The following is a 13272-nucleotide window of genomic DNA, read 5'->3' on the forward strand; positions in this document are numbered from 1 at the left end:
CTGGACCGAGCCGTCTGGATGAGGGTCCTTAGCCGTGCATTTCGAGGTGCGCCCGGGCCAGCTCCCGGTAGTGTGCCGCGTTCTGCTGGACGCCGGCGAACTCCTCGTCGCTGAGTTCGCGGCGGACCTTTGCCGGCACCCCGGCGACCAGTGAACGCGGCGGAATGATGGTTCCTTCCAGCACCACCGCGCCGGCTGCGACCAGTGACCCTGCCCCGATGACGGCGCCGTTGAGGATGGTGGCGCTCATGCCGATCAGGCAGTCGTCCTCGACCGTGCAGCCATGGACGACGGCGCTGTGCCCGACGCTGACCCGGGCGCCCACGGTGCAGGGGAAGCCCGGGTCAGCGTGCAGGACCACGTTGTCCTGCAGGTTGCTGCCGGCGCCGACGCTGATTGCGGCGGTGTCTGCCCGAACGGATACGCCATAAAACGCGCTGGAGTTTTCCGCGAGGGTCGCTTTGCCGATCACTGAGGCGCTCGGCGCGATGAAAACGGAGTTATGGACAGCCGGGGTGTCCCCGGCGAAAGCGTAAATGGGAGCCATGCCTCCAGCCTAGGACACGGGCCTCCCCAACTGACTCGCAGCAGGGGTCGTTTTGAGCGCCCAAAACGACCCCTGCTGCGAGTCAGTTGGGTCAGGCGGGGGAGCGGAGGACTGTTACGCCTTCGCCGGGGCGTACGACGGCGATTGGCGCCCCGGGTGCCGCAACGCGGCCCAGTTCGTTCACGACGTCGTCCCATTCCGCCGGGGGCAGGCCCGCCAGGGCCTCGACCGCCCACACCGACGGGAACGCCGAGTCGGCAAAGGGCAGTGCGCCGGCCCCTGCGACCGAAGCCTCCAGCCCGTGGGCCCGGGCCGCATGGATGTTCTCCTCGGACCGGTCCACGCCGGTGAAATGAATGCCGGACTGGACAAAACGCAGGCCGTCCGCGCCCCGTCCGCAGTCAAGGCCCAGCACCCCGTCGCGGCTTTCGGCCTTGAGCAGGGCCAGGAACTCGGTCAGTGGGTCTTGCGGGGAAAATACCATACCCCTATTCAATGTCCGGGATCAGCTGAAAACAACCGTCCGGTTCCCGTCCAACAGGACCCGGTGTTCGGCATGCCACTGCACCGCCTGGGCCAGGGTGCGGCCCTCCACGTCCCGGCCCATCTGGACAAACTGCCCGGCGGTACCCCGGTGGTCCACCCGGATGACTTCCTGCTCGATGATCGGGCCCTCGTCCAGGGCTGCCGTCACGTAGTGGGCTGTGGCGCCGATGAGCTTCACGCCGCGGGCGTGCGCCTGGTGGTAGGGCTTGGCGCCCTTGAAGGAGGGCAGGAACGAATGGTGGATGTTGATGGCCTTGCCGGTCAGCTGCTGGCACAGTTCGTCGGAGATGATCTGCATGTACCGGGCCAGGACCGTCAGTTCGATGTTGTGCTGGGCCATCAGCGTCCTGAGCTCATCCTCGGCCTGGACCTTGGTCTCGGGTGTGACGGGGATGTGGTGGAAGGGGATGCCGTAGAACTCTGCGAGGCCGGCGAGGTCGCTGTGGTTGGACACGATGGCCGGGATCTCGATGGGCAGGGTGCCGGAGCGCTGCAGGAACAGCAGATCGTTGAGGCAGTGTGCTGAGGTACTGGCCATCAGCAGGGTCCGGATCTTGCGGCCGGCCGGGTTGAGTCTCCACTGCATCTCGAACGCCTGGGCAACCGGCTCCAGCGCCGCGTAAAGTTCCGGCTGGGAGACCGCCGTCGTGGCCTCGACGCGCATAAAAAACGTGCCAGTGCTTTGGCTGCCGTACTGCTGCGAGTCGGTAATATTGCAGCCCGCAACGAGCAGGGCGCCTGCGACGGCGTGCACGATTCCGGGGCGGTCCGGGCAGGAGAGAGTCAGGATATACGAAGTGGTCAGCTGGTCGTCAGTCACGGAAGTCAAGCCTACCCGCGCTCGCTCGCGGGCTGGGCCCGGGCCGCGGCCCTGGGGTACTCTGGAACCGTCGCAACTGGCGTTGGGTGGCTAACCACCAGGGAGCGGCACTGACGAAGACCACGGATCGTACGCCTGGGCCGAGGGTTATGTTTTCCGGTTGGCAGCGCCTTGCTGCCGGCCCGCGTCGGCACCCGCTTGGGGGTGCCGGTACCTTTTTTACGTCCCCGTCCGCGGAGGCCGTCATCAAGGGGCGCCGTCGCGGACCAGCCGGTAACCTGACCTTTAAGCAGTTCCCGTTGCCTAGCCAGGAGTTCCCCGTGACCACCTCCCTTAGCCTGTCGTCCGCCGTGAGCAACCAGCCACTTGCCGAACTTGACCCTGAAATCGCCGCAGTCCTCGCCCAGGAGCTGGGCCGCCAGCGCGGCACCCTGGAAATGATTGCCTCCGAGAACTTCGCCCCGCGCGCTGTGATGGAAGCCCAGGGCTCAGTCCTGACCAACAAGTACGCCGAGGGCTATCCCGGGCGCCGCTACTACGGCGGCTGCGAATACGTCGATATCGCCGAGCAGCTCGCGATCGACCGCGTCAAGGAACTTTTCGGCGCCGAATACGCCAACGTCCAACCGCACTCCGGCGCCCAGGCCAACGCCGCGGCGCTCTCCGCGATGATCACCCCGGGGCAAAAGATCCTCGGCCTGTCACTGGCCCACGGCGGCCACCTGACCCACGGCATGAAACTCAACTTCTCCGGCAAGCTCTACGAGGTTGCCGCCTACCAAGTCGAGGAAGAGAGCTTCCGGATCGACATGGACAAACTCCGCGAGCAGGCGATCGCGGAGAAACCCCAGGTCATCATCGCCGGCTGGTCCGCTTACCCGCGCCAGCTGGACTTCGCGGCCTTCCGCTCGATCGCCGATGAGGTCGGCGCGCTGCTCTGGACCGACATGGCGCACTTCGCCGGCCTCGTGGCCGCCGGCCTGCACCCCAGCCCGGTCCCGCACTCCGACGTCGTCACCTCCACCGTGCACAAGACCCTCGCCGGCCCCCGCTCCGGCGTGATCCTGGCCAAAAAGGAGTGGGCCAAAAAAATCAACTCCAACGTCTTCCCGGGCCAGCAGGGCGGACCGCTTATGCACGTCATCGCCGCCAAGGCCGTTGCGTTCAAGATCGCCGGCACGGAGGAATTCAAGGAGCGCCAGCAGCGCGTCCTGGAAGGCGCCCGGATCATCGCCGACCGCCTGAACCAGGCCGATGTGTCCGACGCCGGCGTCTCCGTCCTCACCGGGGGCACCGACGTGCACCTGGTCCTGGTGGACCTGCGGAACTCCCAGCTCGACGGCCAGCAGGCGGAGGACCTCCTGCACTCGGTCGGCATCACGGTCAACCGCAACGCCGTGCCGTTCGACCCCCGCCCGCCAATGGTCACCTCGGGCCTGCGCATCGGCACCCCGGCCCTGGCCACCCGCGGCTTCGGCGCCGAGGAGTTCACGGAGGTCGCCGAGATCATCGCCACCGCGCTGAAGTCCGGCTCCGCCGCCGACATCGAGGCGCTCCAGTCCCGCGTGGACAAGCTCGCCGCCGACTTCCCGCTGTACCCGCAGCACGAGCAGTGGTAGGCCATGACTTCTGCAGAGACTGCACAAACGGCTGAACGGGCGCAGATCCTGGACGGCAAAGCCACCGCCGCCATCATCAAGGCCGAACTGACCGAACGCGTGGCCGCGCTCAAGACCCGGGGCATCGTGCCGGGCCTGGGCACCATCCTCGTGGGCTCCGACCCGGGCAGCACCTGGTACGTCGGCGGCAAGCACAAGGACTGTGCCGAGGTGGGCATCACGTCCATCCGGCGTGACCTGCCGGCGGAAACCACTCAGGAAGAGCTCCTGGCCGTGGTCCGGGAGCTCAACGGAAACCCGGAGTGCACCGGCTACATCATCCAGCTCCCGCTGCCCAAGCACATCGACCAGGACGTCATCCTGGAGGCCATGGATCCGGACAAGGACGCCGACGGCCTGCACCCGATGAACCTCGGCCGGCTCGTGGCCAACGTCAGCGGGCCGATGAAGTCCCCGCTGCCGTGCACGCCCAAGGGTTGCGTGGAGCTGCTCACCCGGCACGGCATCAGCCTCAACGGCAAGCGCGTGCTCGTGGTTGGCCGCGGCGTCACGATCGGCCGCCCGGTGGGGCTGCTGCTCACCCGGAAGGACGTCAACGCCACTGTCATCCTGGCCCACACCGGCACGGTGGACCTGCCCGCCGAACTCCGCCGGGCCGACGTTGTGATTGCCGCGGCTGGCCAGCCGCACATGATCAAGGCGGCGGACCTCAAGCCGGGCGCCATCGTGCTCGACGTCGGCGTGAGCCGCGTCGACGACGGCTCCGGGAAGGCCGTCGTCACCGGAGACGTGGACCCCGCAGCTGCCGACGTCGCTGCTTGGCTGTCCCCGAACCCCGGGGGAGTGGGCCCGATGACCCGAGCCATGCTGCTGGCCAACGTGGTGGAAACCGCGGAACGCCGGCTGCACGGCTAACCCTCGGGGACGCCGTCAACTGAACCGCATCCCACCCAACTGACTCGCAGATCAGGCCGTTTTGGGCGCTCAAAACGGCCTGAACTGCGAGTCAGTTGGGTTTCGGCAAATGGATGGACTTTTTTACGAAAAGACTCTTTCATAGTTCGGCGGTTTCCACTACCGTGATTTGGGTGCCTGAACTAGTCTCAAAAGAATCCTCAGCCAAGGAAGCCTCTCAACAGGACGCACCATTGAGCCGCCCCGCCGAATCCGCCCCGCAGTATGTGATCACTGCCGAGAACCTGACGAAGCGCTACGGCGATGTCGTCGCCGTCGACGGTATCTCCTTCGCCGTCCCCGCCGGCGAGGCGTTTGGCCTGCTCGGCCCCAACGGCGCGGGCAAGTCCACCACCATGAAGATGATCGGCGGGGTGTCCCGGCGGACCTCCGGGAGCCTGAGCATCATGGGCCTGGACCCGGACCAGAACGGTCCGGAGGTGCGTGCCCACCTGGGCGTCGTCCCGCAGCAGGACAACCTCGACGAGGAACTCAAGGTCCGGGACAACCTCCTGGTCTACGGCCGCTACTTCGGCCTGCCGATGAGCTACCTCAAGCCCAAGGCCGATGAACTGCTGGAGTTCGCCCAGCTCACCGACAAGGCCAAGTCCAAGGTGGACGCGCTCTCCGGCGGCATGAAGCGCCGGCTGACGATCGCACGCTCCCTAATCAACGAACCCCGGATCCTGCTCCTGGATGAACCCACCACCGGGCTGGACCCGCAGGCGCGGCACATCCTCTGGGACCGGCTGTTCCGGCTCAAGGAGCAGGGTGTCACCCTGATCCTCACCACGCACTACATGGACGAGGCCGAGCAGCTCTGCGACCGCCTGATCGTGGTGGACAAGGGCAGGATCATGGCCGAGGGTTCGCCCGCCAGCCTGATCCGCGAATACTCCACCCGTGAAGTCCTGGAATTGCGCTTCGGCTCGGAACGCAACGCCACCATCGGTGCCGAACTCGAAGGCATCGGCGAACGGCTCGAAACCCTGCCGGACCGTGTCCTCATCTACGCCCACGACGGCGAGGCCGCCCTCGAAGATGTCTCCGCCCGCGGGTTGCGGCCGGTGACGTCGCTGGTGCGCCGGTCCTCGCTCGAAGACGTTTTCCTGCGGCTGACCGGCAGGAGCCTCGTTGAGTAGGTCGGTGACGACGCCGGCTCCCGCACTGCGCGCCCATTCGCCGGAGGTCTCGGCCGCCCGCGCCCGGCGCTGGGGCTCGCTCTACTTCGCCGAGCACGTCCTCCGGGTGATGAAGAGCTACGGCTGGACCATCGTTATGTACGGCGTCGGGCAGCCAGTCGCCTACCTCTTCGCCATGGGCGTAGGGCTCGCAAGCCTCGTAGACACCAGCAGCACCGCAACCTTCGGCGGCGTCAGCTACCTGGTCTTCATTGCTCCGGCCCTGCTGGTCTCGGCCGCGGTCATGACGGCCGCCAGCGAATTGACCTTCCCGATCATGGACGGTTTCAAGTGGCGCCGCGTCTTCTACGGGCCGCACGCGTCGCCGTTGACGCCGGAGCAGATTGCCCTCGGACAGATCATCGCCGTCACTGTGCGTTTCGTGCTGCAGTCCGCGATCTACTTCGCCGTCATTGCGCTGTTCGGGGCGTCGCCGAGCGGCTGGGGCTGGGTCTCGATCCTGGTAGCCACCCTCGCGGGTTTGGCTTTTGGATTGCCGCTGATGGCCTACGCGGCTTCGATCAAGCAGGACAAAGGCCAGTTCGCCATGGTCATGCGGTTTATCGTGATGCCGCTGTTCCTGTTTTCGGGCACCTTCTTCCCGCTGGACTCGCTGCCCCTCGCCGTGCGCTGGATCGGCTGGATCTCACCGATCTGGCACGGCACCGAACTTGGCCGGGTCTTCAGCTACGGCTACCCGGAGGCCCCGTTGCTGACCATCGCGCACGTCGTTTTCCTGCTGGCCCTCACGGTGCTCGGCTGGGTCCTGACCAAACGCCGGTTCATCAGGAGGATGGCCGGATGAGCGCCGTCACCACCAGCCACAGCGCCACCGAGGCCGCACGCAACCGGAAGTTCGGGCCGCTCTACTCCCGGAACGTGCGCGCCGTCGTCGCCCGCGGGCTGATGGCCACTAAGAGCAGCAACTGGATGGTCATGCTCTCCGGCTTCTTCGAGCCCGTGCTGTACCTGATTGCCATGGGCGTGGGCCTGGGCGCCATTGTGGGCCCGGTGCAGGGCCCGGGCGGCGGGGAGATTTCCTATGCCGCCTACATCGCGCCGGCCCTGCTGGCCGTGTCCGCCATGAACGGGGCCGTCTACGACTCGACCTGGAATGTCTTCTTTAAGATGAACTTCGCCAAGCTGTACCAGGGCATGCTTTACACCTCCCTGGGCCCGCTGGACGTCGCCATGGGGGAGGTCTTCCTGGCCCTGCTGCGCGGCCTGATGTACGCCACCGGGTTCACCGCAGTTATGGGCCTTATGGGGCTGATCACCACGCCGTGGGCCGTCCTTATGATCCCGGCCGCCGTGTTGATCGCGTTCGGTTTCGCGAGCTTCGGGATGGGCATCACGAGCTTTATGAAGACGTTCCAGCAGATGGACTGGATCAACTTCGTTATGTTGCCGATGTTCCTGTTCAGCGCCACCTTCTACCCGCTCAGCGTCTACCCGCAGTGCATCCAGTGGCTCATCCAGGCGATGCCGCTGTGGCACGGCGTGGAACTGCTCCGGCAAATCAGTGTGGGAGCCTTCACCCCGGCAACAGCTGTGCACATCGGCTACTACCTCGTGATGATCGCCTGCGGCCTGCTGCTGACCACCGGCCGGCTGCGCCGGCTGTTCCTCAAGTAGGGCCGGAGCGTTCGCCCCGGGTGGAAGCGGCCCGGGGCGGTGCGGGGATTTGCGATAATAGGCTCATGCAATCTCTGGGCAACCCCGCGTCTTCCAAGCCGTCCGCGAACAGCACCAAGTTCTCCATGCTCCGCATCAGCGGACCCGGGATGATGGTCTTTATCATCGCCTTTGTCGTCGCGGTCATCTTTGCCGCGAACCAGAACGACGTCGTCGGCTGGCTTGTGGCGATCATCGCCGGCTTCTGGCTCGCCCTGGCTTCCTTTGTGGTCTTCAGTATCCAGAAGGCCGCCAAGAAGGCCGGAGCCAAGATCACTGAAGCGCAGAACGCCTTCAACGCCGCGGCCGGCCGCGCGCCGTCGTCGGGCAGTGTTGACCATGGCAGCACCCGGCGCGTCGAGGTCCGCCGCGATGCCGATGAAGTCCGGGACCTGAAACTCGACCACTCGTTCAAGATCGTCCAGGTCCAGGTCCGCGTCGTCGAGCAGGAACGGGAGAAGGGCGCCGCCGCGGATCAGGACACGATCCGCCGGGCGCTGGAGACCATCGAGATCACTGCCACCAACGCCCGGGACATGATCAAGTCCGCCGGCACCGACGAACCTGTCGCCGGAACCATTGTCGACTAGAGTGGATCGGGTGAGTTCGGCATTGAAGAAGGACAACCTTCGCATCGCATCGGTCAACGTCAATGGCCTCCGTGCCGCGTATAGGAATGGCATGGCGGAATGGCTTGAGCCCCGCGAAGTGGACATTCTCTGCCTGCAGGAAGTCCGCGCGCCGGACGCGATCGTCCGTCAGCTGCTCGGCGAGGGATGGTTCATCCTGCACGCGGAAGCCGAAGCCAAGGGCCGCGCCGGCGTCGCCATAGCCGCCCGGACCGAACCCCTGCAGACCCGGGTGGGCATTGGGGACGACTACTTCGCCACCGCCGGCCGCTGGGTCGAAGCCGACTTTGCGGTCCGCAACGCCGCTGGCGAAGCCTCGCAGCTGACAGTCGTCAGCGCCTACGTGCACTCCGGCGAGGCCGGGACCCCAAAGCAGGACGACAAGTTCCGGTTCCTTGACGTGATGCTCAACCGGCTTCCCGAGCTGGGCAAACACAGCGACCACGCCCTCGTGGTGGGCGACCTCAACGTCGGCCACACGCAACTGGACATTCGAAACTGGAAGGGCAACGTCAAACGTGCCGGCTTCCTGCCGGAGGAACGGGCGTACTTCGACCGGTTCTTTGGCGCGGACATCGGCTGGAAGGATGTCCACAGGGGCCTGGCGGGCAACGTCGACGGCCCCTACACTTGGTGGTCGCAACGGGGACAGGCCTTCGACAACAACACCGGCTGGCGCATTGACTACCACATGGCCACGCCCGCTCTCGCGGCGGCCGCAGTCTCAGCCGTTGTTGACCGTGCACCGTCCTGGGACACCCGCTTCTCCGACCACGCCCCGCTGGTAGTGGACTACCGGCTCTAGTCTTAAGGCCCCACGAATGACTTCTCCCTCCACTGTGACCCCGGTCGACGATGCTGCCACCGAAACCGCCGCCCCTGCCTCCGCCGCCCCCACTACCGGGGTCCGGCAGCGCATCCTCTCCGGCATGCAGCCTTCGGCAGATTCCCTGCACCTGGGCAATTACCTCGGCGCCCTGGTGAATTGGGTCCGGATGCAGGATGAGTTCGACGCTATCTTCTTCATCCCGGACCTGCACGCAATCACGGTTCCGCAGGACCCTGCCGAGCTGGCCCACCGCACCCGGGTCACGGCCGCGCAGTACATCGCCGGCGGCGTGGACGTGGACAAGTGCACGCTCTTCGTCCAGTCCCAGGTACCCGAGCACGCCCAGCTGGCCTGGGTGCTGAACTGCATCACCGGCTTCGGCGAGGCCTCCCGGATGACCCAGTTCAAGGACAAGGCCTCACGGCACGGCTCGGACCAGGCCAGCGTCGGCCTGTTCACCTACCCGGTCCTGCAGGCCGCGGATATCCTCCTCTACCAGCCGCACGGTGTGCCGGTAGGAGAAGACCAGCGGCAGCACGTGGAACTCAGCCGCGACCTGGCCCAGCGCTTCAATTCCCGCTTCGGCGAGACCTTCAACGTTCCGGCGCCCTTCATCCAGAAGGAATCGGCGAAAATCTACGACCTGCAAAACCCCACAGCCAAGATGTCCAAGTCGGCCGAATCACCAGCCGGGCTAATCAACCTGCTGGATGAGCCCAAGGTCATCGCCAAGCGGATCAAATCCGCGGTCACGGACGCGGAGACGGAGATCCGGTTCGACCGCGAGGCCAAGCCCGGGGTTTCGAACCTCCTGACCATCTACTCGGCGATCACCGGGCAAAGTGTGGATGCCCTTGTCGCTGCGTACCAGGGCAAAATGTACGGCCACCTGAAGGTCGACCTCGCCGAGGTGGTGGCAGATCGACTCACCCCCATCCGGGACCGGGCGAACGAATTGCTGGATGACCCCGCGGAGCTGGACCGGCTGCTGGCACTCGGCGCCGACAAGGCCCGAGAGATTGCCTCGGTCACCCTGCGCGACGTGTACGCCAAGGTGGGGTTCCTGCCCTACGCCGGAGCCCAGGGAGTCCGCTAGCGCAATGTCCTCCGTCAGCAGAGTCACCGCCAACGAGCCGGCACGTGCCACGGCGCGTGCCGGCAGCGGCACGGGTTCCGGGAGCCAGGACGCCGAGGGCAATGGACACCGCGGCGAGGGCATCAGTATCGGTGTGATCCTGGGGTTTCCGGAGGCTATCGCCGAGGAACTTCAGCGCTGGCGGGCGTCCTTCGGTGACCCCATGGCGGGTGTCATCCCGGCCCACATCACGCTGGTGACGACCACCACGACCCGGGACTGGGACGCGACCCGGAACCATGTCCGGGCCATCGCGAGCAGGCAGGAGCCCTTCCACGTGACCATCGCCGGGACGGGCTCCTTCCGGCCGGTGTCCCCGGTGGTCTTCCTGAACGTCGAGGATGGATTCGGCGATTGCGTGAGCCTGCACGAGCGGCTTCAGGCAGGTCCGTTGGAGCGGGAGCTGCCATTCGAGTACCACCCGCACGTTACTGTGGCCCATGACGTCGCGCCGGAAAGCCTTGATGAGGCCGAAACGGCGCTCAAGGATTACCGGGCGACGTTCCCGGTCGCTAGCATGGGACTCTACGAACACGACCAGAACGGTATCTGGCAGCTACGGGAAGAACTGGACTTTGGGACCGAATTCGACATCGACCGAGGCGAGGACGGGGCCCCAGACGCCCGCTGAACCACCCCTACCGACCGATCTGGCCGGGCTACGGCTGGAAGTCATCCGCAAGAGGCTCGAGTGGGGCAAGGCGCGGCGCTCCGGCGGCGGGACGGCGGCGCTGCTGGCAATGCTGCCGTGGCTGATCGCCCGGCTCAACACCCTTCGCCCGCTGCGTGCGTTCCAGCACTACAACCGCCAGCACGGGCCGCTGATGAGCGCCGGCATCGGGTTCCGGATGTTCTTCTCCATCACCGGTCTGCTGGCCACCGGCTTCTCCCTCGCGGGCCTGTTCCTAAGCGGACAGCCCGCGCTGCTGGACCAAATCATCAAGAGTGTGGCCACAGCCGCACCGGGCCTGCTGCAGGTCGACGGCGGCGAGGGCCTGGTGGATCCCAAGAAACTGCTGAACCCCTCCGGCCTCGGCTGGACTGCTGTGATCGCCGCCGGGGTGACCGTTTTCACCGCCCTGGGCTGGATCAGCGGCATTCGCGACGGCGTGCGCGGCATGATGGGATGGGGTCCCCGCACTATCAACCCGGTCCTGCAAATACTGCGCGACGCGGGCATCCTGCTGCTGCTCGGAGTGGCCCTTGTGATCAGCTCGGCGGCCTCGCTGGTTTTCGGCACCGCTGCCGACTGGGTGGCCGAGCAGCTGAGCCTCGATCCGCTGATCGCCTGGCCGCTGACAACGTCCGTAACGATTGTGGTGCCGCTGCTGCTGGGTTGGGGCACCGCCTTGATTATGTTCCGGCTGGCCGCGGGGCTTAAAGCGGCCCGGCGCTCACTGCTGGAAGGGACCCTCATCGCAGCGGCCGGCACCACAGTGCTGCAGATCTTCAGCACCCAGCTACTGGCCAGCGCGGGAAAGAACCCCATCCTGGCGCCCTTCGCCATCATCATCGGCCTGCTCATCTGGTTCAACCTGGTCAGCCAGGTGTACGTTGTCAGCGCCGCATGGGTGTCGGTCCGGGAGAAGGACCTCAAGCTGCAGCCGGCCAGCACCAGGACCGGGTGGGGCGCCCGCCGGGTCCAGCCGGGCAAGACGCCCGTGGACCCCGGGGAAACCCGCCGCCCGGTCCCGGCTACGAGGTGGCGTCGAGGTACTGGTCGGCCCAGGCTGAAATAATCCGCGCCGCCCGCGCCGCCTGGCCCTTGCCGGTCAGGAGGTGGTCGCTTCCCTCCAGCGACACGAAGCTGCGCGGGTGGCGGGCCGTCTGGAAGATGGTGCTTGCGTTTTCGATGCCCACGGTGTTGTCGGTGGGGGAGTGCAGCACCATCAGCGGTTTGTGCAGCTGCCGGATGCAGTCCGTCAGGTCCGCCTGTTCCAGGTCCTCCACAAAATGCCGCCGGATCTCCACCCGTTTGCCGCCCAGGTCCACTTCGGCACTGCCCTCGTTGAGGATCCGGTCCAGCGCCGAGTCAAAGACGTGTGCCACATGCTTGGGCGAGAACGGGGCGCCCACTGTGGCAACGGCGTCGAGTTCCGGGATCTCCCGCGCGGCCGCCAGCACAGCGGCCCCGCCAAAGGAATGACCCACCAGCAGCGACACCGGACGGCCCGCCAGGCGCATAAACTCGGCCGCCTTGACGGTGTCCGCCACCTTGTGGCTAAAGGATCCCTCCGACCATAAGCCTGCGGATTCGCCCAGGCCCAGGTTGTCGAAGCGGAGCATGCCCACCCCGTTGTCCGCCAGCTCCTTGCACATCCTCGACGCCGAGGGGCTGTCCTTGCCCAGCGTAAAGCCGTGCGAGAACACACCCCAGCCTTTCACCGCGCCGTCGGGGACATCAATGATGCCGGAGAGGGTTTCCCCGGTGGAACCTTGGAAGGAGACCTTTTCGGAGCGGGACACGGGAACCTTTCGATGGTGGGACGACGACGACGGCGCCCCCAACCGCAAAGGTGGGAGGCGCCGTCGTCGTTTGTGCTGTGAAGCGGTTGCTAGATCTTGCGGGACAGGATTGCCTGCTTGACCTCGGCGATTGCCTGCGTGACCTGGATGCCGCGCGGGCATGCCTCGGTGCAGTTGAAGGTGGTGCGGCAACGCCACACACCTTCCTTGTCGTTGAGGATCTCCAGGCGCATGTCGCCTGCGTCATCCCGGGAATCGAAGATGAAGCGGTGCGCATTGACGATCGCTGCCGGGCCGAAGTACTGGCCGTCGGTCCAGAAAACCGGGCAGGACGAGGTGCACGCGGCGCAGAGGATGCACTTGGTCGTGTCATCGAACCGCTCGCGGTCCTCGGCCGACTGCAGGCGTTCCTTGGTGGGCTCATGGCCGCGGTTGATCAGGAACGGCATCACCTCGCGGAAGGACTGGAAGAACGGTTCCATGTCCACAATCAGGTCCTTTTCCACCGGAAGACCCTTGATCGGCTCGACGGTGATGGGCTTGGAGGTATCCAGGTCCTTCAGCAGCGTTTTGCAGGCAAGGCGGTTGCGGCCGTTGATGCGCATGGCATCGGAGCCGCAGACACCGTGTGCACAGGAGCGGCGGAAGGAGACGCTGCCGTCGATTTCCCACTTCACCTTGTGCAGGGCGTCCAGGACGCGGTCCGTGCCGTACATGGTGACGTGGAAGTCGTCCCAGGTGGACTCGTCGGAGACCTCCGGGTTGTAGCGGCGCACCCGCAGGTGGACGTCGAAGGACGGAATGTCTCCGCCGCCGCCGATGTGGGCGGGCAGTTCGATCTTGGAAGCTGGCTCAGCGAGTTCAGCGGTCAT

Annotated in this window: 15 protein-coding genes; 10 read left to right on the forward strand and 5 right to left on the reverse strand. The window is 66.1% G+C overall.

What is annotated here, in order from left to right:
• Positions 1–28 precede the first annotated feature (28 nt).
• From QK287_RS02605 to purU, 3 genes are all read right to left on the reverse strand, one after another.
• Positions 29–547, reverse strand: a complete 519-nt coding sequence (locus tag QK287_RS02605) for a gamma carbonic anhydrase family protein (RefSeq protein ID WP_226774043.1) — start codon at positions 545–547, stop codon at positions 29–31.
• A gap of 91 nt (positions 548–638) precedes the next feature.
• Positions 639–1031, reverse strand: a complete 393-nt coding sequence (locus tag QK287_RS02610) for a class I SAM-dependent methyltransferase (RefSeq protein ID WP_253033423.1) — start codon at positions 1029–1031, stop codon at positions 639–641.
• A gap of 21 nt (positions 1032–1052) precedes the next feature.
• A complete protein-coding gene (gene purU, locus QK287_RS02615; RefSeq protein WP_282359089.1) occupies positions 1053–1913 on the reverse strand; it encodes a formyltetrahydrofolate deformylase in 861 nt (286 codons plus the stop codon).
• Positions 1914–2233: 320 nt separating this feature from the next.
• On the opposite strand from purU, the gene glyA reads away from it, so the two are divergent.
• The 10 genes from glyA to QK287_RS02665 all read left to right on the forward strand — a co-directional run bounded on the left by glyA (position 2234) and on the right by QK287_RS02665 (position 11673).
• A complete protein-coding gene (glyA, locus tag QK287_RS02620) occupies positions 2234–3532 on the forward strand; it encodes a serine hydroxymethyltransferase (RefSeq protein WP_282359090.1) in 1299 nt (432 codons plus the stop codon).
• Positions 3533–3535: 3 nt separating this feature from the next.
• Complete coding sequence (locus QK287_RS02625; protein ID WP_226774040.1) at positions 3536–4447, forward strand: bifunctional methylenetetrahydrofolate dehydrogenase/methenyltetrahydrofolate cyclohydrolase; 912 nt, start codon at positions 3536–3538, stop codon at positions 4445–4447.
• A 173-nt stretch (positions 4448–4620) separates the two neighbouring features.
• On the forward strand, positions 4621–5628 hold the full coding sequence (locus QK287_RS02630) for an ABC transporter ATP-binding protein (RefSeq protein WP_282359092.1): 1008 nt from the start codon (positions 4621–4623) through the stop codon (positions 5626–5628).
• Positions 5621–6472 carry an ABC transporter permease gene (locus QK287_RS02635; RefSeq protein ID WP_226774039.1) on the forward strand — a complete coding sequence of 284 codons (852 nt, stop codon included), beginning with the start codon at positions 5621–5623 and terminating at the stop codon, positions 6470–6472. The genes QK287_RS02630 and QK287_RS02635 overlap by 8 nt, the downstream gene beginning before the upstream one ends.
• Positions 6469–7302 carry an ABC transporter permease gene (locus QK287_RS02640; RefSeq protein WP_282359093.1) on the forward strand — a complete coding sequence of 278 codons (834 nt, stop codon included), beginning with the start codon at positions 6469–6471 and terminating at the stop codon, positions 7300–7302. The genes QK287_RS02635 and QK287_RS02640 overlap by 4 nt, the downstream gene beginning before the upstream one ends.
• Before the next feature lie 65 nt (positions 7303–7367).
• The gene (locus QK287_RS02645; protein WP_226774037.1) at positions 7368–7931 is read left to right on the forward strand and encodes a hypothetical protein; all 564 of its coding nucleotides are present in this window, start codon (positions 7368–7370) and stop codon (positions 7929–7931) included.
• Between the two features lie 10 nt (positions 7932–7941).
• Complete coding sequence (locus QK287_RS02650; RefSeq protein ID WP_226774036.1) at positions 7942–8775, forward strand: exodeoxyribonuclease III; 834 nt, start codon at positions 7942–7944, stop codon at positions 8773–8775.
• A gap of 16 nt (positions 8776–8791) precedes the next feature.
• Positions 8792–9895, forward strand: a complete 1104-nt coding sequence (gene trpS, locus QK287_RS02655) for a tryptophan--tRNA ligase (protein WP_282359096.1) — start codon at positions 8792–8794, stop codon at positions 9893–9895.
• A 4-nt stretch (positions 9896–9899) separates the two neighbouring features.
• Positions 9900–10565: a 2'-5' RNA ligase family protein gene (locus tag QK287_RS02660; protein WP_282359098.1), complete on the forward strand. Its 666-nt coding sequence runs from the start codon at positions 9900–9902 to the stop codon at positions 10563–10565.
• Positions 10510–11673, forward strand: coding sequence for a YihY/virulence factor BrkB family protein (locus QK287_RS02665; RefSeq protein WP_282359100.1), 1164 nt, complete (start codon positions 10510–10512; stop codon positions 11671–11673). The genes QK287_RS02660 and QK287_RS02665 overlap by 56 nt, the downstream gene beginning before the upstream one ends.
• Here the strand turns inward: QK287_RS02665 and QK287_RS02670 are convergent.
• Positions 11630–12400, reverse strand: a complete 771-nt coding sequence (locus tag QK287_RS02670) for an alpha/beta hydrolase (RefSeq protein ID WP_226774032.1) — start codon at positions 12398–12400, stop codon at positions 11630–11632. The two genes, QK287_RS02665 and QK287_RS02670, sit on opposite strands and share 44 nt — an antisense overlap.
• Positions 12401–12489: 89 nt before the next feature.
• On the reverse strand, positions 12490–13272 hold the full coding sequence (locus QK287_RS02675) for a succinate dehydrogenase iron-sulfur subunit (RefSeq protein ID WP_226774031.1): 783 nt from the start codon (positions 13270–13272) through the stop codon (positions 12490–12492).

Origin of the sequence: Arthrobacter sp. AL05 (assembly GCF_029960715.1) — a bacterium.
Lineage (GTDB): Bacteria > Actinomycetota > Actinomycetes > Actinomycetales > Micrococcaceae > Arthrobacter.